This is a genomic window from Pseudomonas leptonychotis, assembly GCF_004920405.1.
Classification (GTDB): Bacteria; Pseudomonadota; Gammaproteobacteria; order Pseudomonadales; family Pseudomonadaceae; genus Aquipseudomonas; species Aquipseudomonas leptonychotis.
In genome coordinates this window covers 2,131,347-2,153,601 of sequence record NZ_RFLV01000001.1, presented here as the reverse complement: position 1 = coordinate 2,153,601, position 22,255 = coordinate 2,131,347, and the positions used below count along the sequence as shown (strand labels likewise).

Here is a 22,255-nt window from a genome sequence, read left to right as displayed (position 1 = left end):
TAGCCACCGCGTCGCCGTCCCACACCGACCCGCCCATGCCTAAAGCCGCCAGCGCCCCGTCCACACAGCGGATGGGCGGTGCGGGGTTTCCAAGACCATGTACCAATCACATGTCGTACGCAGTTTTTTGTAGGGTGGGTTAGCGGCGCCGAATACTGCTCGACAATCCAAGTGCGATAGTGGCGCGGCGCGTAACCCACCAGACGATAGAACGCATTGCGTCGATGGTGGGTTACGCGGCGTCCAGGTTGCGTGGCGCCGCCGTACCTACTCCAACGCTGCTAACCTGCGCGGCCCGACCCTCCCTACAAAAGCAGACGACACACGGCATTGGCACAGCGCCATTCCCGCGGATTTTATCCGGGCTACGGGTTCACACTTTCAAGCGCTGCAGCAGCAATTCACGACAGCAACGTTCTAGTTGCGACCCCACGCATAGGCAGCAGAGGAAATCTGTCGGCATGATCGCCGCGCCCATGGATCGGTCAGCCGCTGTTCTGCCCTTGCCACCCATGGCCGGATAGCGCCCCTGCGCAGGCGCACCTTGTTACCGCTACTGGGAGAGGTTGGATGAAACGGAATACCTGCTGGCTGTTAATGGCTGCCCTGAATCTGCCACTGCTGGCCCAGGCCGCAGAACCGGCTAGCTGCGATGTGATTCGCTTCGCCGATGTGGGCTGGACCGACATCACCGTGACCACCGCAGTCACCCGCCAGGTGCTTAGCGAGCTGGGCTACCGCTCCCAGGTAAAACGCCTGTCCGTGCCAGACACCTACAAAGCCATGCAGGACGGCAAGATCGATGCATTCCTCGGCAACTGGATGCCGAGCATGGAAAACGACATCAAGCCCTATGCCGCCAACGGCTCAGTGAAGACCCTCGGCGCCAACCTTGAGGGGGCCAAATATACCCTCGCGGTCAACCAGGCGGCCTATGACGGCGGCGTGAAGAACTTCGCCGATCTCGCACGCTTCAGCAAGGAGTTAGGCGGCAAGCTGTATGGCATCGAGCCAGGCAACGATGGCAACAAGCTGATCCAGCAGATGATTGACAAGAATGCTTTCGGCTTGTCTGACTTCACCTTGGTGGAGTCCAGCGAGAACGGCATGCTGGCCCAGGTCAAACGGGCCGAGCACCTCAAACAATGGGTGGTGTTTCTCGGTTGGGCGCCGCACCCGATGAACAACCAGTTGCAGATGCACTACCTCGATGGCGGCGATGAGTTCTTCGGCCCCAACTACGGCGGCGCCACGGTGTACACCAACATCCGTGCCGGCCTGGCCAAAGAATGCCCGAATGTCACCCGCCTGCTGCAGAACTTGCGCTTCAGTTTGGAGATGGAAAGCTACCTGATGGGGGCGATTCTTAATAAAAACACCAACCCACGCCGCGAAGCCAAAGCCTGGCTAAAAGCTAACCCGCAAATACATGCTTCCTGGCTGCTGGGCGTAACAAGACTGAACGGTCAATCAATAAAAACCGCCGAAAACCTGTCAAGCGGAAATTAATTTGTCATTTTTTTCGAACACCACGCAGCCCCCTAACCACAATGGCTGCGGCCACTTAAAAAGCTGCAAACCACGGCCGGCGCGGCTTGCAGCCTTGGCAACAGAGGTGAAAAGTCTGTTATGGTTTTTTTAGCAAACGGTATGTCGCCGCGTAACACGTCAGAGTCGTAAACCGACAATTGCGGCAATTTGAAGACTATATCGTTGAGTCAGCCGATTTCGTCGCTCTGACCTCTCAGGGGAGGCAGAGACCGGGAGCCCACAGCCCCGGACCGAAGAATATATAAGCGCTGGCTCCTCATTGATGGGTGCCAGCCCAACAAGAAATTTCGGATGTACGCGCACCTCGGGTCGAGGTGTGTAAAACCCAAGGATTGGGCTTCGTAACACTGCCAGAGGGTATGGAACACGGTTTGCAGCACGACACAGTAAGGTTTACCCATCAGCTCACCTTCGTTACGTCCATTGCCCACAAGGCAACTGGAGCGTCGCAGTGGTTGTGCTCGGATGCTCCTGATCTGTTGCGCAGCAAAACACGCTCCCAACCTCGCAACCCAGCAAACACACACAGGCAAGAACAGTCGGCATCACCGCACGAACGCCAGCTGGCGCTCGCCCGGTTCCGCAGCACTGATCTAGATGTCTACTGAAGGGGAATCATCCCATGCAGTCTGGAAAAATCGTCGTCGAAAACCTCTACAAGGTATTCGGCCCGCAGCCACAAGAAGCCATTGAGCTGCTTAAACAGGGCTGGAGCAAGGAACGAATTCTTGCGGAAAAAGGCGCCGTTATTGGCGTTAGCGACGTGTCATTTAGCGTCGAAGAAGGTGAGATTTTTGTGCTGATGGGCCTCTCCGGCTCCGGCAAGTCGACCCTGATCCGCTTGATCAACCGCTTGGTTGAGCCCAGCGATGGCAACGTCTACATCGACGGGCAAAACGTCGCCAAGATGCCCAAGGCGGAACTCATCGACCTGCGCCGCCGCGACATGAGCATGGTCTTCCAGTCCTTCGCACTGATGCCTTCGCGCAGTGTGCTGGACAACGCCGCCTTCGGCCTCGAAGTGGCCGGCAAGAGTAAAAAGGTACGTGAAGAGCGCGCCATGCGCGTGCTCAAGCAGGTTGGCCTGGACACCTTTGCGCACAAGATGCCGCACGAGTTGTCTGGCGGCATGCAGCAGCGCGTCGGCCTGGCCCGCGCCCTGGCGGTGGACCCGTCGATGATCATCATGGACGAGGCATTCTCTGCCCTCGACCCGCTCAAGCGCCGCGAGATGCAAGACGTGCTGCTGGAGCTGCAGAAGACCGACCGCCGCACCATCATCTTCGTCTCTCACGACATCGAAGAAGCCATGCGCATCGGTACCCGCATCGGCATCATGGAAGGCGGCAAGCTGGTGCAGATCGGCACCCCGCAGGAGCTGATCGACAACCCCGCCAATGACTACGTGCGCAACTTCTTCAACACCGTCGACACCAACCGCTACCTCACGGCCGGTCAGTTGATGGCCGACAGCGTGCCGATCTATGTGCACAACGGCAAAGCGCCGGATGCACAAACGGTCTGCCAAGAGCTGCAGGACATGGACAAGCACTACGCCTTTATCGTCGACGAGCACAACAACTTCCAGGGCTCCATCAGCCTGGAAAAAATTGCCCTGCTGGTCGAAGGCGGCAGCAGCTGCGGCCTCGATGGCGACGTGTTGAAACAGATCAGCCCTCTCTCCGAAGACACCCCGCTGGATCAGGTGATCGAACGCCTGGTGGACAACGAAGGGCCGATTCCGGTGATTGATGAACATGGCCACTACAGCGGCGCCATCAGCAAGGGTCGCCTGCTGACGCGCCTGCAGGGAGAGTCCCATGAGTGAGAAAAAACTCGACCTAGGCAGCTGGGTTAATGACATCGTGCAGCACCTGCTGGACAACTACAGCGATGGCTTCGACAGCGTTGGTGCGGTGGTCAATGGCTTCTCCGAAGGCATTGAATGGGTGCTGATGCTGCCACCCGCCTGGCTGCTGATCGCCATCTTCGTCGGCCTAGGCCTGTGGCGGATTGGCTACAAGTTCGCCATCTTCACCGCCGTGGCCTTCGTGCTGATCGTGCTCACCGGCTTCTGGGAGCAAACGGTGGTCACCCTCGGGCTGACCTTCTCCGCCACGTTAATCAGCCTGCTACTGGGCATACCGCTCGGGATCTGGGCGGCGCGCAGCGAGCGCGTGGCGACCATCATTCGGCCGATCCTCGACTTTATGCAGACCATGCCGGCGTTCGTTTATCTGATCCCCGCCGCCATGCTGTTCGGCCTCGGCCGTGTGCCGGGGATTATCGCCACGGTGATCTTCGCCATGCCGCCGGCGGTACGCCTGACCAACCTGGGCATCCGCCAGGTCAACAAAGAAATCATCGAAGCCGGCCAGTCCTTCGGCTGCACCCCGCGTCAGCTATTGTTCAAGGTCCAGCTGCCCAACGCCATGCCGTCAATCATGGCCGGGGTCAACCAGACCATCATGATGGCGCTGTCGATGGTGATCATCGCCTCGATGGTCGGCGCGGGTGGCCTGGGTAACGACGTACTGGCCAGCATCCAGCGTCTGGACATCGGCCTGGGCTTCGAAAGTGGCATGGCCGTGGTGTTGCTGGCGATCATTCTTGACCGCATCACTGAAAGCTTCGGCACGCCGCAAACGGCCAACCGCAGCAGCCTATTCAGCTGGGTCAACAGCAAGCTGCAACGCCAGTAATCTAAATTTAACCATCACAGGGAATCGCAGATGAAGACGATTAAACAGCTCGCAGGCGTAGGCCTGCTCTCCGCCGCCATGCTCCAGAGCGCTTGGGCGCAAGAGCCAGAAAGCTGCAAGATGGTGCGCTTTGCCGAAATCGGCTGGGCCGACATCGCCGCCACCACCGGCGTCGCTATGACCCTCAGCGAAGGCCTGGGCTACCAGACCCGCAAAATCATGGCCTCAGTGCCAATCGCCTTTACCGGCGTGCAGAAAGGTCAGATCGACGTATTCCTCGGTTACTGGGCGCCGTCGATGGACGCCGTAATTGAACCGTTCCTGAAAGACGACGGCGTCAAGGTACTGCCCAAGGCCAACCTGGAAGGAGCCAAGTACACCCTGGCCGTGCCGACCTACGCAGCCGAAGCTGGGCTGAAAAGCTTTGCCGACATCGCCAAGTTCAAAGACCAGCTCAACGGCAAAATCTTCGGCATCGAGCCCGGCAACGACGGCAACCTGCTGATCGAAGGCATGATCAAGAGCAACCAGTTCGGCCTCGGCGACTTCCGCATGGTCGAATCCAGCGAAGCCGGCATGCTGGTGCAGCTGCAGCGTGCGGTGCGTAAGAACGAGCCAGCGGTATTCCTCGGCTGGGCGCCGCATCCAATGAACACGCAGTACGACATCACTTACCTTGAAGGTGGCGATGACGTCTTCGGCCCAGACTTCGGCGCCGCCAAGGTCTTCACCGTCGTGCCACCCGATTACGAAGCGCGCTGCGCCAACGTCGGCAAACTGCTGAACAACCTGCAGTTCACCGTCGCCATTGAAAGCCAGTTGATGGAAAAGGTTCTGGAAAAACAGGACCCCACCACCGTCGCGGCCGAGTGGATCAAAGCCAACCCCGCCATTCTTGATCAGTGGCTGGCCGGTGTGACCACCTATGACGGCAAAGACGGCATTGCCGCTGTGAAAAAACACCTGGGCCTCTAAGCCCTAGCCCTTTTAGCCCCATCCCAGGATGGGGCTGAAAACACTTCCCGCACGATCTCAGCGGCCGCTTCGGCAGCCGTGACGGGGAGTTTTTGCCCGCGAACCGACGATCTACAAGCGCCTGTCGGCCATCGCAAAGGTGTACCTGCGTAAACACGCTGAATACGCCTGCTAGGCCCGCAATCAGAACGAGCCAGAACACCATTTGAACTGCCACTCAACTGACGGAGCATCCAATGCGCACACTTAAGACCCTTAGCCTCGGCCTTGCCGCCCTGGCACTCGGCATGGGCACCGCCCTTGCCGCCGAAAAACCCACCCTAAAAATCGGCTATGTAAATGGCTGGGACGACAGCGTCGCCGCCACCCATGTCGCCGGTGAAATCCTCCAGAGCAAGCTTGGCTACACCGTCGAGCTGAAAGCGGTAGAACCCGCCATCATGTGGCAAGGCGTAGCCCGTGGCGACCTCGACGCCACCCTCTCCGCCTGGCTGCCCGCGACGCACGGCGAATACTTTGAAAAACTCAAAGACAAAGTCGAAGTGCTCGGCACCAACTACGCCGGCGCCAAAATCGGCCTGATCGTGCCCGACTACGTCGCGGCCAAAAGCATTGCCGACCTCAACACCTACAGCAAAGAATTCGACGGCAAAATCACCGGCATCGACGCCGGCGCCGGCGTTATGCGCCGCGCAGAAGAAGCCATTAAGGAATACGCCCTCACCGACATCAAACTGATGCCAAGCTCCGGCCCAGGCATGGCCACCGCCCTGACCCGCGCCGAAAAGAACAAGGAAGCGATTGTCGTCACCGGCTGGATCCCACACTGGATGTTCGCCAAGTGGAAACTGCGCTTCCTCGAAGACCCGAAAAAAGTCTTCGGCGATGACGAGCATGTCGACACCGTGGCCAACCCAATCATCAATACCAAAGCCCCAGAAGCTGCTGCCTTCCTGAAGAAGTTCTCCTGGAGCGGTGAAGAAGTGGGTTCGGTCATGCTCGCCATCCGCGATGGCGCCAAGCCGGAAGAAGCCGCCAAAGACTGGATCAGCAAAAACCCAGAGCGCGTCGCCGAGTGGCTTAAATAAGCCCAGACTTCACCTCACTAATAGAAGCGGGCCTAGGCCCGCTTTTTTGTGGGCGCAAAACGGCCAGCAAGAATGCTCTGGACACTGAGATAGGCCCGTAGATAGGGTTGTGCGATGGTGCTTCGGTGACGAAGTATGACTGCCGCCTAAGTCTGACTTTGCTAAAGCGACTGACGACATAAAGAACAGAAAACTGAAGGGCTGCCGCAGATAGAGTGACGCTATGCGAAAGATAAAAGCGACATTGCCTTGTCGCATAATAAATAATTAGGGAAACAACATGTTCAAACCCACGCACCAACTATTAACGCTAATTATTATTTCAAGCTTCATAGGTGGGTGCGCAGGTCCCCGTGGGAATGGAAAATCTCATGAGGGAGAGCCGCCATCAGAAGTGTGCGTGGTTAAGAATAATCGAGTACGCGAAGAAACATTTGCCACTGAGCTTATAAAAGCATTACAGAGAAGAAATATTTCACCAACGCTTGTAAACATACAAGCGCATTGCAATCAGAGCTTCGTTTTGAAGTACAGCGGCAGGCATAGCGTTTCATCCGCTGGATTTGATATGCCCGAGATAGACCTAGAGTTATTCAAGAGCGGAGAGCTAGTATCCTATAGTTATTGGAACTATAAAGAAGGGCAGTTCGATACAATTGACTTAAAGGGCGGCAGTGTTTTCTCATACAAATGGAAGCTTGAAGAAGCACTTGATGGCTTATTCGGCCTGAGAGAAATTCGTAACCGACCCTAGCAAATGGTTCAACTCGTTCGCTTCACTGGAGCGGGCTAAAGCCCGCCCCTTAACCAAACGTTATAGCGCAATTGAAGTACAGCAAGATTCGGGTCGGCAGCAGTCGTTTGTCCTCCTAATATTGCCTCTGTTCGGGCATATGCCCTTTTATAGTGAGCAGAGCTAGGAGAAATTATTGATGACCATACTTGCCAACAAAGTCGCTATTGTTACCGGCGCCAGCACCGGGATTGGCTTCGCAGCCGCGAAGCTTTTTGCGAGAGAAGGTGCTGCCGTCGTGGTGGCTGCAAGGCGACAGAAGGAGCTTGATGACCTTGTAGACTTAATCAACAGGGAAGGCGGGCAGGCACTGGCACTAGCCGGTGATGTTGGCGAAGAAACTTTTGCCAAAGCTTTGGTAGATAAGGCGGTAAGTCACTTTGGCGGATTGGATATCGCTTTCAACAATGCGGCTATCCTGGGTGCTATGGGCCCTGTCCCAGAGATGTCGCAAACGGACTGGAATCAAGTTATTGCGACCAACTTAACCAGCGCATTTTTGGGCGCAAAGTACCAGCTGCCCGCCATGGCTGCCCGAAAAGGAGGTTCGTTAATTTTCACCTCTACCTTCGTTGGTTACACCGTGGGTATGCCAGGCATGGCTGCCTACGCAGCCAGTAAGGCGGGTCTTATTGGGTTGACTCAAGTGCTTGCGTCAGAGCATGGGCCTCAGAATATCCGGGTCAATGCCCTTCTACCCGGTGGTACTGATACACCAGCGGGACGTGAATTTGCCAATACGCCAGAAGCATTGGCGTTTGTGCATAACCTGCATGCTCTCAAGCGTATGGCAACACCAGATGAAATTGCTCAATCCGCACTGTACTTAGCATCCGATGCCTCCAGTTTCACAACTGGTTCTGCGATGTTGGTAGATGGCGGTGTATCCATAAATCGTGTCTGAGAGGCGCGCCATGTCAGACTATGACCGAATCGCAAGCGCTATGGCCTATTTGGTTGATCGGGCAACTGATCAGCCCAGCCTTGAAGAGATAGCCGCCCACGTGCATCTGAGTCCGTATCACTTTCAAAGGCTGTTTTGTAGGTGGGCGGGTACTACGCCGAAGCGCTTTTTACAGGTCCTGACATTGGAACGGGGCAAAGTGCTGCTGGAGAATTCTCGTTCCTTGCTTGATGTCTCACATGAGCTTGGGTTAAGCGGCAGTTCAAGGTTGCATGATCACTTTGTGCAACTGGAGGCTGTCACACCAGGCGAGTATAAAAGTCGAGGTAAGCAGGTTCATATCGAGTACGGTGTACACGCTACTCCGCTGGGACCTATGTTTGTTGCGGTAACCCAGCGTGGTGTTTGCCGGGCAGAGTTCATGGAATTCAACAGCATGGAAGAGTTGCTATATAACCTGCATAACGCTTGGCCGCTCAGTTCGATCAGAGAAAGCCTGGCATCTACGCGCCATGCTATTGATGCCTTTTTTTGCAGTGGCACAGCTTCTAAGCATGGTCCGCTATCGCTCCATGTGGCAGGAACCAATTTTCAAATCGCTGTGTGGCGCGCGCTGCTGAAAATACCAACGGGCGCTGTGGCCAGCTATGCCGAAGTTGCCAAATCAATCGGCGCCCCCAAATCTGCAAGAGCAGTTGGTAATGCCATTGGAGCAAATCCAGTTGCTTTACTAATTCCCTGCCACCGGGTTATTCAGCAGAGTGGCGCGCTGGGGGGTTACCGCTGGGGACCAACCAAGAAGTTTTTGGTGCAAACCTGGGAAAGAATGCGTGATGAGCCGGTTGCACTATAAATAAATGTTATGCATAGGGGGTAAGCGCATGATCTTACAGCTACCTGTCCCAGAACTTAAAGACCCTGAGTCGTTGGTTAACTGTATTGAGGCTCGGCGCAGTGTGAGGGACTTCACGAATGCACCGCTACCTATAAGTGCTGTGTCTCAATTGATTTGGTCGGCCCAAGGAGTAACAGGGCCAGACCAGAAAAGAGCAACTCCTTCAGCCGGTGCGTTATACCCCTGCACCTGAGGATGTTGCTGCAGGGGGTAGCGCAACTTGAGCCGGGTACCTATGAGTATCACGCTGATAGCCATACCTTAAAGCTAATAGGCGGCCGTGTTCTGGGAGGGGTAGTGCAAGAGCTAGGGATTGGCGATCAATCATGGTTGAAACAGAAAACGGGGTCAGATGAACATTTCTGATCCCAACTATTTCAAGTCGTCCGATTGGGGTAAAGCCGCTGCGAATGTCCAAAAGCACAATCAAGTGATGGAATCTATTTGATGGCTCAGCCGGATAACAAGTCGCTCTTGCCGGACAATTTCTCCACCGCTTCGCGGCTACAAAATTGCCGCAAAGCTCTGCGTTAGGCCTCTACTGTGAAGAAGCTACCACTCGACATACCATTTACTAAACGCAGTTATACGAGTATGTGGATTATTTTGGGCTGCTTTCTATTGGCTATGTTTGTCGTCAAGCCAGCCACCATTGAAAGTTTTATTACTTCGACTTTTGTTGTTTTCCCGACTATCTGGCTACTTGTAAGTGCAACCCCCGAAGCACTAGACCGCTGGCAAGCAAGAAGCCGTTACCCTTTTGCAGGGTGGCTTATCTTATGCTGCAAAATAGCTTTATATATTTATGTAACGAGGGTTGTTGAGCCATTTCTGTCAACAGCCATTGGCGAGTGGCTACATGCCTAACAAGTGGTTCAAATCGTTCGCTGCGCTCACTGGGAAGGGCTAAAGCCCGCCCCTTAACCAAACGCTAGGCATTACGTACTCCTACTGGAGAAATGATGAACGCGCAATTCGAGTTGAAGGCGGTAGAGGCGGGTGTTCTCAAAGTAGCCTACTTAGAGAGTGGGTCACCCAGCGGCAAACCTGTTCTGCTGCTTCATGGGTTTCCGTACGACGTTCATGCATTCGACGAGACCACCTCCCTTTTGGTAGCCAAGGGTTGCCGGGTCATCACTCCGTACCTTAGAGGCTTTGGAGACACTCGATTTTTGAACCCAGAAACGCCCAGATCGGGGCAACAGGCGGCCCTCGCCCACGACCTCATCGCATTGATGAATGCAGTCGGTATTTCCTCTGCTGTTCTTGCTGGGTTCGATTGGGGTGGGCGGATAGCCTGTATTGCATCGGCGCTCTGGCCTGAGAGGGTTAAGGGTCTAGTTTCGGATGGTTACAGCATTCAGAACATTGCCAAATCTGGGGAGCCTCTGCCCCCGGAGACCGAAAGTCAGTATTGGTATCAGTACTACTTTCATGGCGAGCGCGGTCGGGCCGGCCTTACAACCTATCGGCGTGAACTATGCGAAAAGCTATGGAATACCTGGTCTCCGAATTGGAACTTCGATTCGGCAACATTTGCTCGCACCGCAGCTTCTTTTGATAACCCAGACTTCGTGGAAGTCGTTATCCACTCTTACCGGCATCGATTCGGTTTGACTCCAGGCGATCCGTTACTCGACGTGACGGAAGCCAAACTCGCAACCATCCCGTCAATTTCAATACCCACAATAACGCTTCACGGGGCTGCTGATACTGTCACGCCGCCATCCATCTCTGAATGTGACCGTTCCTTTTTTACTTCCACCTACGAGAGGCGAGTCATCCCCTCCGTTGGCCATAACCTCCCCCAGGAGGCTCCCCATGCCTTTGCGGAAGCAGTGCAGTCGTTAGCCTTATGAATCCATGCCAACGCCGCTGAGCATTTGCGTACGCTGCCTTCGTAAGCCTAACAAGTGGTTCAAATCGTTCGCTTCATTAGAATTGGCTAAAGTCCGCTCCTTAACCAAGCGTTAGGCCTCATACCATCGCCGCTTATTCACCGCTGAGGAATCATCAATGAAGTCCGTCAAATATCTTCTCGCGCTAGTTCTCCTTGTCGCTCTCACGGTTTCCCACGCGGCGGATGGCCTTATTGCAGTCAAGAGCCCGCTCGGCGCAAAGGCAACCATGGATAAATTCGAGGCCGTCGTCAAAGACAAGGGGCTGAACGTATTTGCTCGTATTGACCACGCTGCGGGTGCCGCAAAAATCGGCACCGCGCTGCGTCCGACCGAAGTGCTTATTTTCGGTAACCCTCAAGGCGGCACGCCATTTATGGAGTGCGCACAGTCAGTGGGAATCGATCTGCCACTGAAGGCATTGGTGTGGGAGGACGCGTCATCGCAGGTTTGGCTGGGTTACAACGACCCTGCGTATTTGGCGCAACGACACGGGGTGTCCAAATGCCCAGTGGTAGAGAGCCTTCGCAAGGCTTTGGCTGGGCTTGCTGCGGCAGCCGTAGCGCCCTAACAAGTGACGCCTAACCAATCGTTCAGCCGGACAGTCAGGCCACTCAAATGAGCATCTTCGAGAAATCATGGCCACAGGCGTGGTCCAACCTTGGCCTGAAGCAGCAACCCGACCTATTCGAGGCGCTGCTTGCCGCGTACAACGAGCCCCAGCGTCATTACCACTCCCAGCAGCACTTGGCCGAATGCCTCGCGCACTTCGATCAAGCGCGGCATCTTGCGGAGCAGCCAGGAGAGGTCGAAATTGCATTGTGGTTTCACGATGCAATTTACGACGTCCGCGGTAAATCGAATGAGCGCCTAAGCGCCGACTGGGCTGTCCGAGCGCTCCTCACGAGCAATGCCAGCGAGGCAACCCAGCGGCGCGTCGAGCAGCTGATCATGGCAACTAAGCATGATGTGACGCCAACGCGCAGTGATGAACAACTGCTCGTTGACATCGACCTTTCAATTCTAGGCGCGACGCCTGAGCGCTTCGCTGAGTACGACCGGCAAGTGCGTGCCGAGTACAGTTGGGTTCCAGGCTTCGTGTACAACATGAAGCGCAGGAGCGTGCTCAAGTCATTCTTGGCGCGCTCAAATATTTACAGCACGAGCTACTTCAGAGAACGTAATGAAACACAGGCGCGCATCAACCTGATGGCAACTGTCTAATTGATCAGCCAAGCGGATGTTTACCTTAGGCATTAGGCTGCCGATCTAAAATCGTCGTCACGGAGGACCACACACATTGAACTCACTCATAATTCCTATGGCAGCTCATATAGCACTCACCTCTTTTCTCTACGTGCTATTAACTATTGCACGCGCCCCTAAGGTGTGGGGCATATACAAAAACCCAGATGGAACCAACCCTTGGGCAGCTGTAGAGCCACGCATTAGTGCGAATCTTTCAAACCAGTTCGAGTGGCCTGTATTTTTCTATGCGGCGTGTCTTCTGTTAATTCATAGCCCATCAGCCTTAAACGCTGCTACCTGGCTTGCATGGATTTTCATTGCAGGGCGGGTGGCTCACAGCTGCGTACAGATACTCACCACAAACGTACGATTGCGCGGGTTAGTTTTCACAATAAACTTCCTTGCCACTCTCGGACTGTGGACTGTCGCAGTTCTTACCTTCCAATCGATTAAAACTGCCTAACACGTGATGCAAGTCGGCGCCCTAGATTGATCGTTAATTTATTCAAGGACGAATAATGTATAAATACTAGAGGCCCTTGGTTGAAATGCGTAACACCAAAGGGGTAAACACTTAAAACTGATTTTGAAGCTCTTTTAGCGCTAGACATTGACGCCGTTATAGCTGCACACGGCGCACTCATTGAAAGCCGCGCTAACGAACTACTCAAAACCGAAATCAGTAATGTGTTCACGTAAGCTAACATATTGATTCAAACCGCTCGCCGGGACGGGCTAAGGCCCGCCCCTACCCGAATGTTATGTGTCTTGAGGAGTAAGGTACTTGGAAGATCTAGCTGAAGGTGCGTTGAAGGGATTACTACGTATCATTGGACTTGTGGTCAGATCTCTCATTTGGTTAATTTGGGAGTTCTGCTTCGAGGAAATCTCTTGGTATATAGGCTGGCCTGTATGCCGCCTCATCACTATCGGAAAACTACCAAGAACACCTATTTCTGAGCGCGATAACGCCACCCACCTAACCATTTTTTTAGTATCCATGACCGGATTTCTCTCACTTTTGACACTCGGCATAGTAATCGCCAAGCTTGTTGGTTCCACTTAGTCGCGTACCAACACATAACAATTGCTTAGCACCGTTCGTCTCACTTTATGGAGCCGGATAAAGCCGACCTTCACCCAAACATTAGGCGTCTTATGAAAAACATGGAAATTACTCGAATCAATGAATTCCAATCTGCCGACGGGAAGTCAGATGAGCTATATAATTTTCTACTCTCACTTATTCCTTATATTTCGAACTCTAAAGGCTGCATTTCATGTGAAGTATTAAAACAGAAAGATTCTGACAACTGCTTTATTGTCATCGAAAAATGGGAATCTATTGAGTGCCACATGCAATCAATTGCTAATTTTCCAAAAGAAGAAATGCTATCTGCTATGAGTCTTTTTGGCTCACCACCAAAAGGCAACTATTACAGCGCCTAACAACTGACTCAAACCATTCACTGCGCTCACAGGGACGGGTTAAAACACCCTTAACCAAACATTAAAAACCATAATGAACTACAAGGAAGAAAGCTCATATGCCTGGTCAATACCCAAACAGAATCAAGCAGCTGCCCTTATTCGACGGCCGCTTTGACGCCTATAAGCTTGAGGCAAAAGACAGCACCGTCCTATTTGCCTCCTACCCCCCTGGCACATCCATCCCGCCGCACAGCCATGACACCGATAACCATGGCGTGATTACCCGCGGCGAATTGATCCTGAGCATGAATAACCAAACGATCAGGGTTGGCGTCGGCGAGTGGTATCACGTACCGGCAAATGTTGAGCACTCGGCTCTCTTTGAGGTCGAGACCGATGAGGTTGAATTCTGGTTTGTGTGAGGCATAACAACCCCAAAATAAATCTGCCGTCTTTTGTGTAGGCCACCATGCAAGCAAAGTTTCGCGCCGACGTACTGCATAACAGCCATAACGCACAGATCATTGAGCGCTGGGATGCGTTGAATCTCACGGATGGCTGGCTAGTCGCCGGCTGCCTTTTTCAGACGGTGTGGAATGTGCTTTCTGGAGAGCCGCCGGAGAGCAAGATCAAGGATTACGACTTCTTCTACTTCGACCCTGCCGACCTGAGCGAAGCGACTGAAAGCGCCGTACAGCGCCATGTAGAAACGGTGCTGGCAGACTTGGGCATAACCGTGGAAGTCGCCAACCAGGCGCGGGTTCACCTTTGGTATGAAGCGCATTTTGGCCATTCCTATTCAGCGCTGAGCAGTGCCAAAGAGGGCATCGACCGCTTTCTGATACCGGGAACATGCGTAGGCATTAATCCCGACGAGGTCTATGCACCAAACGGCCTTGAGCTTTTGTATAAGGGAACTCTGACGCCAAACCCGCTGACACCGCACAAAAGCCTTTTTGCCGAGAAAGCCGCGTCCTATCAGCAGCGCTGGCCTTGGCTCAGCATCAGCGCTACTGAGCAGCCACTTCACGAGTTCAAAACATGAACGGAACATTTCGCACGGACGCCATCGCAACGGCGATAGCTATAGCAGCAGTTACAGCACTCACCCTGATCAAAGGCGACGTGCTCTTTATGGGGCTTTGGTATTACACCTTGGTGCTTCTTGGCACCTTTGCCCTTGCACGACTGATTAAGCCAAAACCGTTATTTATCACTGGCGGCATTGTTGCAGCCTGCCTCTCATTCAGCATGTACATCTACGCCAACTGGACACCTGCGCCCACTAACGATCTGCTTGGCCTCGGCCATTTATGCTCATTACCCGGAGCAGCTATTGGCCTTTTAATTGGCGCAGTTATCAGTCGGCGTGCAAAACAAAAGAGCAGTACCGCCGCTTTTGTAGCCGGCATAAGCGGTTTCGGCCTGGGCTTTGCCGCTAATCAGGCAGTCCTTTGCTCTACCGTTATGTCCTGTCGTGCGTTGCTGCCGTTTTTATAACTCTCGCCCACCGCCACTGAAAAATGGACCGACCTAAGGCTGGCCCGAACATCGCAGCAAAACCCACAACCTCTTTTCTAGCGTACTTTTTTGCAGGGTTAACCCACATGCGCCTCACTCTTTATCTCTTGTTGCTTATCGCGCCGATATCTCTGGCCAATGAGTGCGTAGTGCTTTTGCATGGCATGGGCCGCACCAGCTATTCGATGAATGCAATCGAAGACTCGTTAGCCAAAAAGCATTACACCGTCATCAACAACAGCTACCCGTCCACGGAAAAAGACATCCAACAGCTGGCGTCAGTGGTGGGGATGGCATTGCCGAGTGTAAAAAAGCGGGCGCGCAGAGCATCCACTTTGTTACCCATTCTCTGGGCGGCATTTTGGTCAGGCAGTATTTTCAGAACAACGTCGTTGCAGAAGCCAAGCGAGTGGTCATGCTTGGCCCACCCAACCACGGCAGCGAGGTGGCAACGAAAAAGAAAGACCAATGGTGGTACGAAATGGCGACCGGGCCAGCCGGACAGCAACTCGGCACCGAAACCGACAGCACACCCAACCAGCTTAAATCTATCCCTCTGGAGATCGGTATAGTCGCCGGCACGGAAAGCCTAGACCCGTGGTTTACCGACGACTTGCCCAAACCAAACGACGGCAAGGTTTCGGTGGAGAGCGCAAAGCTCGCGGAGATGAAGGACTTTATTACTGTTCCGCACAGCCATACGTTTATGGCCAATGCAGATGTTGTGACCAGTCAGATCAAGTCGTTTCTGCAGCAAGGACATTTCAATCATGACCCTTAACGAGGTGCTGGGAGCGCGAATAATCAAACATGCCCACAACTAGCCTGCCCGATAAGCCCAAGCCATACCGCAGCGCCCTCTGGGCCCGGCGCGTGTATACGCTCGCGCTGCTTTGCCTATTCGGCTTGCTGCTGCCACTGCTCTCGCACTTGCTCGCCGACTCGACAGGAACGCTGGCCTGGCTGATCGATCTGGCCAGCCATTGGCAATGGCTGTTCCTGTTGGGACTGGTGGTATTTACCGGGCTGGCCTATTGGGGTGATAAGCGTTGGGCCGTTTTGCTGTTGGCCTTGCCGCTGCCCTGGCTTACGGCCTCCGCACCGGCACCGACAGACGAGCCACAGGCCGCCACGTTTTCCGTGGCCAGTGCCAACGTCAATCTGCATAGCCGCAACACCCAGGCACTGGCCACGTGGTTGGCGCAGGAAAAGCCGGATGTGGTGGTGCTGCTGGAGGTTTCTCCGGCCTATGCGGCTGGCTTGCGCACACTACGCGAGTACCCGTTTCAACGCATCGTGGCCCAGGACAGCCCCTTTGGAATCGCCGTGCTGTCACGCCATCCACTGCAGCGAATAGCAGTGATCGAGGATGCGCAGGGGATTGCCCATATCGAGGCGCAGTTGCAATGGCGCGGGCTGCCGGTCGGGATTATTGCGCTGCACCCGATGCCGCCGCTTTCGCCGCACTACCACCGCGTGCGTAACGCCAAGCTGACGGCCCTGGCCAAGCAAGCCGCCAGCAGCGCTATACCGACGGTTTTAGCCGGCGACCTCAATGCCACGCCGTGGTCGTCGGCCTTTAGCGGGCTGGCGCAATTGGGCTTGCACCGTGCCAGCGGTTTGGCCGCGACCTGGCCGGCGGTCTTGCAGGGCGTGCTCGGGCTGCCTATCGACCAGATACTGGTCTCGCAGCATTGGGCCGTGGTGGCGCGCCAAGTAGGCCCGCAGCTGGGCTCGGATCATTTGCCAGTACTGGTTCGCCTGGTGCCGGCGCTAGAGAAATAAAGGCGAGAGGTTTACCTTGCCTGGCAAACTTTGCTCGAACGGCAAGCCATTCAATCATTGAGGGACCCGCATGATCACCTGTCATCTGCGCTATGTGCTCGATCCACGCAAGCTCAAGGAATTCGAGCATTACGGCAAGCTGTGGATTGCCTTGGTGGCGAAGTTCGGCGGCACCCATCACGGTTACTTTTTGCCCTCGGAAGGGGCCAACAATATCGGCCTGGCGATGTTTAGCTTTCCCAGCTTGGCTGAGTACGAGCAGTACCGGCTCAAGTCCTTCGCCGACGCTGAGTGCCTGGCGGCTTTTAAATATGCAGAAGACACCCAGTGCATCATCAGCTACGAGCGCACCTTCTTCCGCCCGGTATTGGATGCCTAACTGAAGATTAATTGCCGAGTTAAATGCCATGTCCCAGCTGCCCCACTTCCAGTTACTGGCTCGCTATAACGCGTGGATGAACGACCGGCTCTATGCGGCCGCTGCCGCGCTTTCGCCGCAGGCGCTGCATGAGGACCGTGGCGCGTTCTTTAGCTCCATCTTCGGCACCCTCAACCATATTGCCGTGGCCGATATCATCTGGCTCAAGCGCTTTGCCGAGCACCCGGCCTGCCATGAACTGCGTGAGGCGATCAGCGATCTGGCGCGGCCAGCGGCGCTGGATCGGCTGTTATTCGACACGCTCCCCCCGCTGCAGGCTTTGCGCAGCCGCCTGGATGGGCATATCAGCGACTGGGTGGCGGCGCTAACCGAGCAAGACGTGGAGCAGCACCTGGCCTACAGCAATATGAAAGGCGTGCCGGCGCAACGTCCCTACGCCAGCCTGATGCTGCATTTCTTCAACCATCAGACCCATCATCGCGGCCAAGCCAGCACCCTGCTGTTCCAAGCGGGTCAGGATGTTGGCGTGACCGACTTACTCGCCCTGATTGCCGACAGCGACGGCCCGGCATAACCCGCCTTAGGCCCTCTGATACGTACGCGACAGCGTCTATCACGTGGCATGCCCATGACCGACGGGTCATCGCTGAAACGCCCTGTTTGATTGATCGCTCAACAATAACCGGCCTAGACTGCCTGCATTTCGGGGGGTGACCCCACTGATGGAGAAGCAGATGCCCAAGGTCGGAATGCAACCGATCCGCCGCTCACAATTGATCGCGGCGACCCTCGACGCGGTTGATCAGGTCGGCATGGGGGATGCCAGCATCGCCTATATTGCGCGGCTTGCTGGGGTCTCTAACGGCATCATCAGTCACTATTTTCGCGACAAGAACGGCCTGCTCGAAGCCACCATGCGCCATCTGATGCAGGCGCTTAGCGATGCGGTGCGCGAACGCCGCACCAACCTGCCACCAGACCAACCGCGCGAACACCTGCGGGCGATGATTGAAGGCAACTTCGATGACAGCCAGGTCAACGGCCCGGCGATGAAAACCTGGTTGGCGTTCTGGGCCACCAGCATGCACCAGCCGTCGCTACGGCGTTTGCAGCGGGTCAATGATCACCGTTTGTATTCCAATCTGTGCGGCCAGTTCCGCCTGGTGTTACCGCCGCTGCAAGCGCGCACGGCCGCCCGTGGCTTGGCCGCACTGATTGATGGTTTGTGGCTGCGCGGGGCGTTGTCTGGTGAGGGCTTCGATACTGAGCAAGCCATGCAGATCGCCTACGAATACCTCGACCTGCAACTGCTCAAAACCACGCAGGGTGGGCTAGCCGCCGCCCAACCACAGATGGCTGATTGCGCCATAACCCTCCCTACGCCCAAGGCACGTGCCTGAGTTCAATCCGCCCTCCGCTATCTGGGCTGACACGAGCCGGCTGAGCATACTCAACCAGCCATATATCGCTGCCAACACGGCCTGCATGTCGCGTTTGGCGCGGCCTTGTCGCTTTTATTGATTGAGCGTTCAATAAAAATACTTTAGCCTGTACAGCATTCCCCGCCGGCTTTCGCCCCGCGCACTGGCCGCCAACAAACCAGACACGAGGACAGCGCCATGCCACGTTTTGACGAGCAACAGCTCTACATCGGTGGCCGTTATGTAGCGGCCAGCACCGGTGAAACCTTCGATAGCATCAACCCTGCCAACGGCGAAGTTCTCGCCAAGGTGCAGCGTGCCAGCCAGGCTGATGTCGAGTTGGCAGTGGCCAGCGCCACGGCCGGGCAAAAAGTTTGGGCCGCGATGACCGCCATGCAGCGTTCGCGCATCCTGCGTAAGGCCGTAGACATCCTGCGCGAACGTAACGATGAATTGGCCGCGCTGGAAACCCTCGACACCGGCAAGCCTTTGAGCGAAACCCGCTATGTCGACATCGTCACCGGGGCGGACGTGCTGGAGTACTACGCCGGTTTGATCCCCGCCATCGAGGGCGAGCAGATCCCCCTGCGCGACACCAGCTTCGTCTACACGCGCCGCGAGCCGCTGGGCGTGGTGGCCGGTATCGGCGCCTGGAACTACCCGATTCAGATCGCCCTGTGGAAATCGGCCCCAGCGCTGGCCGCCGGCAACGCGATGATTTTCAAGCCCAGCGAAGTGACCTCGCTGACCACCCTCAAGCTGGCTGAGATCTATACCGCCGCCGGTGTACCGGATGGCGTGTTCAACGTGCTGACCGGCAGCGGCCGTGAAGTCGGCCAGTGGCTGACCGAGCATCCGGGCATCGAGAAAATCTCCTTCACGGGCGGCACCGTGACCGGCAAGAAGGTCATGGCCAGCGCTTCCAGCTCGTCACTTAAAGAAGTCACCATGGAGCTGGGCGGCAAGTCGCCGCTGATCATTTTCGAAGACGCAGACCTCGACCGCGCCGCCGATATCGCGGTCATGGCCAACTTCTACAGCTCCGGCCAGGTCTGCACCAACGGCACCCGCGTGTTTGTGCCGCGCATGCTGCAAGCGCGCTTTGAAGCCAAGGTGCTGGAACGGGTCAAACGCATTCGCCTCGGTGACCCACAGGTTGAAGACACCAACTTCGGCCCACTGGTCAGCACGGCCCACATGGAAAGCGTGCTCGGTTATATCGACAAAGGCCGCAGCGAAGGCGCACGCCTGCTGATTGGCGGCAACCGTGTGACCGAGGGCGACTACGCCAAGGGCGCTTATGTTGCACCCACGGTGTTCACCGACTGCAAAGATGACATGACCATCGTGCGCGAAGAAATCTTCGGCCCGGTAATGAGCATCCTGATCTACGACACGGAAGAAGAAGTGATCCGCCGCGCCAACGACACCGACTATGGTTTGGCCGCTGGCGTGGTAACTCGCGACCTGAACCGCGCGCACCGGGTTATCCACCAGTTAGAAGCCGGCATCTGCTGGATCAACACCTGGGGCGAGTCGCCAGCCGAGATGCCGGTGGGCGGTTACAAACAGTCCGGCGTCGGCCGCGAAAACGGCCTGAGCACCTTGGCGCATTACACACGGATCAAGTCCGTGCAGCTCGAAATGGGCGGCTACACCTCGGTGTTTTAAGCATCACGCCCGTGGGAGGGGCTTTAGCCACGAAAGGTGTCGCGGCTAAAGCCCCTCCCACAGATTGCCCCCTCCTCCGGGCAGCCCGATCTGTCGGCACGTTTCCAGGTACTGCATATGTCTCAAGAATTCGATTACATCATCATCGGCGCCGGCTCTGCCGGTAACGTACTGGCCGCTCGCCTAAGCGAAGATGCCAGCGTCAGCGTGCTGCTGCTAGAAGCCGGCGGCCCCGATTACCGCCAGGATTTCCGCACCCAGATGCCAGCCGCGCTGGCCTTCCCGTTGCAGGGCCGGCGCTACAACTGGGCCTACCTGACCGAACCCGAACCGCACATGAACAACCGCCGTATGGAGTGCGGGCGCGGCAAGGGCCTGGGCGGTTCTTCCCTGATCAATGGCATGTGCTATATCCGCGGTAACGCCATGGATTACGACGGTTGGGCCAAAGAAAAGGGCCTGGAAAACTGGAGTTATCTGGATTGCCTGCCGTATTTTCGCAAGGCGGAAACCCGTGACATCGGCGCTAACGCCTACCACGGCGGTGATGGCCCGGTGAGCGTCACCACACCCAAGCCCGGCAATAATCCGCTGTTCCACGCCATGATCGAAGCCGGCACCCAGGCCGGTTACCCGCGCACGGATGACCTCAACGGTTACCAACAAGAAGGCTTCGGCCCGATGGACCGCACCGTCACCCCCAAGGGGCGCCGTGCCAGCACCGCGCGTGGCTACCTCGACCAAGCGCGCGCGCGACAGAACCTGACCATCGTCACCCATGCCTTAACCGACCGCATTCTCTTCAACGGCAAACGTGCCATTGGCGTTGCTTACCTCAAGGGCGACAGCAACACCGCGACCACCGTCAACGCGCGTCGCGAAGTGTTGCTGTGCAGTGGCGCGATTGCCTCACCGCAAGTGCTGCAACGCTCCGGCGTGGGCCCAGCGGCGCTGCTGCGCGAGCTGGACATCCCATTGGTGCATGACCTACCCGGCGTCGGCCAGAATCTGCAAGACCACCTGGAGGTGTACCTGCAATACGCCTGCAAACAGCCGGTGTCGCTGTACCCTGCGTTGCAATGGTGGAATCAGCCGATGATTGGCGCCAACTGGCTGTTCCTCGGCAAGGGCATCGGCGCCAGCAACCAATTCGAGGCGGGCGGTTTTATCCGTTCCAGTGCAGATTTCGAGTGGCCGAACATCCAGTACCACTTCCTGCCGGTGGCGATTAACTACAACGGCAGCAACGCCGTGAAGGAGCACGGCTTCCAGGCGCACATGGGTTCCATGCGCTCGCCCAGCCGTGGCCGCATCCAGGTCAAATCCAAGGACCCGCGCGAGCACCCGAGCATCCTCTTCAACTACATGGCCAGCGAGCAGGACTGGCGCGAGTTCCGCGACGGCATCCGCATCACCCGCGACATCATGGCGCAGTCGGCACTGGACCCCTATCGCGGCCGCGAGATCAGCCCAGGTAAAGACGTGCAAAGCGATGCTGAGCTGGACACCTTTATCCGCGAGCATGCGGAAACCGCTTACCACCCGTCGTGTTCCTGCAAGATGGGCGAAGACGCCATGGCAGTGGTCGACGGCCAGGGCCGGGTGCACGGTGTGCAGGGTTTGCGCGTGGTGGATGCGTCAATCATGCCGCTGATCGTCACCGGTAATCTGAATGCCCCCACCATCATGATGGCCGAGAAGATTGCCGACAAAATCCGCGGCCGCAGCCCTTTGCCGCGCAGCACGGCGCCTTATTACGTGGCCGGCAACGCCGCGGCGCGCCTAACCTCGCAGCGCTCTGCTTAGTCAGCGCGATCACCCGTAGCCCGGATGCAATCCGGGAGCGGCTTTACCGGGGCCGACGTGCCCCGGATTTCATCCGGGCGACACAACGGTTCGGCAGCCTTTAACCAGGCTAAACCACACGCTGCTTGAAGCTGCGGGCGAAGGGCGTCGATAATGCGCAGTTTTCAACCAGCGCCATTGTGCGCCG

General features: G+C 56.2%; 24 protein-coding genes. All 24 read left to right on the top strand.

What is annotated here, in order from left to right:
* Positions 1–570 precede the first annotated feature (570 nt).
* Complete coding sequence (gene choX, locus D8779_RS09960; protein ID WP_136664250.1) at positions 571–1,509, top strand: choline ABC transporter substrate-binding protein; 939 nt, start codon at positions 571–573, stop codon at positions 1,507–1,509.
* A gap of 664 nt (positions 1,510–2,173) precedes the next feature.
* The gene (locus tag D8779_RS09955) at positions 2,174–3,379 is read left to right on the top strand and encodes a quaternary amine ABC transporter ATP-binding protein (protein WP_136664249.1); all 1,206 of its coding nucleotides are present in this window, start codon (positions 2,174–2,176) and stop codon (positions 3,377–3,379) included.
* Positions 3,372–4,253, top strand: coding sequence for an ABC transporter permease (locus D8779_RS09950; protein ID WP_090244148.1), 882 nt, complete (start codon positions 3,372–3,374; stop codon positions 4,251–4,253). Before D8779_RS09955 ends, D8779_RS09950 begins: the two co-directional genes overlap by 8 nt.
* A 30-nt stretch (positions 4,254–4,283) precedes the next feature.
* Entirely contained in the window at positions 4,284–5,228 is a 945-nt protein-coding gene (locus tag D8779_RS09945; protein WP_090244150.1) for a choline ABC transporter substrate-binding protein, read from the top strand.
* Positions 5,229–5,464: 236 nt separating this feature from the next.
* Complete coding sequence (locus D8779_RS09940) at positions 5,465–6,316, top strand: glycine betaine ABC transporter substrate-binding protein (RefSeq protein WP_090244152.1); 852 nt, start codon at positions 5,465–5,467, stop codon at positions 6,314–6,316.
* 280 nt (positions 6,317–6,596) lie between these two features.
* The gene (locus tag D8779_RS09935) at positions 6,597–7,070 is read left to right on the top strand and encodes a hypothetical protein (RefSeq protein WP_136664248.1); all 474 of its coding nucleotides are present in this window, start codon (positions 6,597–6,599) and stop codon (positions 7,068–7,070) included.
* A gap of 178 nt (positions 7,071–7,248) precedes the next feature.
* The gene (locus D8779_RS09930; RefSeq protein ID WP_136664247.1) at positions 7,249–8,013 is read left to right on the top strand and encodes an SDR family oxidoreductase; all 765 of its coding nucleotides are present in this window, start codon (positions 7,249–7,251) and stop codon (positions 8,011–8,013) included.
* 10 nt (positions 8,014–8,023) lie between these two features.
* Positions 8,024–8,866, top strand: coding sequence for a methylated-DNA--[protein]-cysteine S-methyltransferase (locus tag D8779_RS09925; protein ID WP_136664246.1), 843 nt, complete (start codon positions 8,024–8,026; stop codon positions 8,864–8,866).
* Between the two features lie 4 nt (positions 8,867–8,870).
* Positions 8,871–9,101 carry a nitroreductase family protein gene (locus D8779_RS21060; protein WP_136664245.1) on the top strand — a complete coding sequence of 77 codons (231 nt, stop codon included), beginning with the start codon at positions 8,871–8,873 and terminating at the stop codon, positions 9,099–9,101.
* A gap of 769 nt (positions 9,102–9,870) precedes the next feature.
* On the top strand, positions 9,871–10,767 hold the full coding sequence (locus D8779_RS09915) for an alpha/beta fold hydrolase (RefSeq protein ID WP_136664244.1): 897 nt from the start codon (positions 9,871–9,873) through the stop codon (positions 10,765–10,767).
* Positions 10,768–10,924: 157 nt separating this feature from the next.
* A complete protein-coding gene (locus tag D8779_RS09910; protein ID WP_136664243.1) occupies positions 10,925–11,377 on the top strand; it encodes a DUF302 domain-containing protein in 453 nt (150 codons plus the stop codon).
* A gap of 47 nt (positions 11,378–11,424) precedes the next feature.
* Complete coding sequence (locus tag D8779_RS09905) at positions 11,425–12,030, top strand: HD domain-containing protein (RefSeq protein ID WP_136664242.1); 606 nt, start codon at positions 11,425–11,427, stop codon at positions 12,028–12,030.
* Between the two features lie 97 nt (positions 12,031–12,127).
* Positions 12,128–12,517, top strand: a complete 390-nt coding sequence (locus tag D8779_RS21055; protein ID WP_420875599.1) for an MAPEG family protein — start codon at positions 12,128–12,130, stop codon at positions 12,515–12,517.
* 695 nt (positions 12,518–13,212) lie between these two features.
* Positions 13,213–13,503 (top strand): putative quinol monooxygenase, encoded by a 291-nt coding sequence (locus D8779_RS09890; protein ID WP_205895796.1) that lies wholly within the window; start codon positions 13,213–13,215, stop codon positions 13,501–13,503.
* 98 nt (positions 13,504–13,601) lie between these two features.
* Complete coding sequence (locus tag D8779_RS09885; RefSeq protein ID WP_136664239.1) at positions 13,602–13,907, top strand: cupin domain-containing protein; 306 nt, start codon at positions 13,602–13,604, stop codon at positions 13,905–13,907.
* Between the two features lie 47 nt (positions 13,908–13,954).
* Positions 13,955–14,530, top strand: a complete 576-nt coding sequence (locus D8779_RS09880) for a nucleotidyltransferase family protein (RefSeq protein WP_136664238.1) — start codon at positions 13,955–13,957, stop codon at positions 14,528–14,530.
* Positions 14,527–14,985 (top strand): hypothetical protein, encoded by a 459-nt coding sequence (locus tag D8779_RS09875; protein ID WP_136664237.1) that lies wholly within the window; start codon positions 14,527–14,529, stop codon positions 14,983–14,985. Before D8779_RS09880 ends, D8779_RS09875 begins: the two co-directional genes overlap by 4 nt.
* A 163-nt stretch (positions 14,986–15,148) precedes the next feature.
* Positions 15,149–15,787 carry an esterase/lipase family protein gene (locus D8779_RS09870; protein WP_136664236.1) on the top strand — a complete coding sequence of 213 codons (639 nt, stop codon included), beginning with the start codon at positions 15,149–15,151 and terminating at the stop codon, positions 15,785–15,787.
* A 29-nt stretch (positions 15,788–15,816) separates the two neighbouring features.
* On the top strand, positions 15,817–16,791 hold the full coding sequence (locus D8779_RS09865; protein WP_136664235.1) for an endonuclease/exonuclease/phosphatase family protein: 975 nt from the start codon (positions 15,817–15,819) through the stop codon (positions 16,789–16,791).
* Between the two features lie 70 nt (positions 16,792–16,861).
* A complete protein-coding gene (locus D8779_RS09860; RefSeq protein WP_136664234.1) occupies positions 16,862–17,170 on the top strand; it encodes an NIPSNAP family protein in 309 nt (102 codons plus the stop codon).
* 28 nt (positions 17,171–17,198) lie between these two features.
* Positions 17,199–17,744: a DinB family protein gene (locus tag D8779_RS09855; protein WP_136664233.1), complete on the top strand. Its 546-nt coding sequence runs from the start codon at positions 17,199–17,201 to the stop codon at positions 17,742–17,744.
* A gap of 160 nt (positions 17,745–17,904) precedes the next feature.
* On the top strand, positions 17,905–18,570 hold the full coding sequence (betI, locus tag D8779_RS09850; protein ID WP_136664232.1) for a transcriptional regulator BetI: 666 nt from the start codon (positions 17,905–17,907) through the stop codon (positions 18,568–18,570).
* Between the two features lie 219 nt (positions 18,571–18,789).
* Entirely contained in the window at positions 18,790–20,262 is a 1,473-nt protein-coding gene (betB, locus tag D8779_RS09845; RefSeq protein ID WP_136664231.1) for a betaine-aldehyde dehydrogenase, read from the top strand.
* A gap of 117 nt (positions 20,263–20,379) precedes the next feature.
* Positions 20,380–22,068: a choline dehydrogenase gene (gene betA / locus D8779_RS09840; protein WP_136664230.1), complete on the top strand. Its 1,689-nt coding sequence runs from the start codon at positions 20,380–20,382 to the stop codon at positions 22,066–22,068.
* The last annotated feature ends 187 nt before the right edge of the window (positions 22,069–22,255 follow it).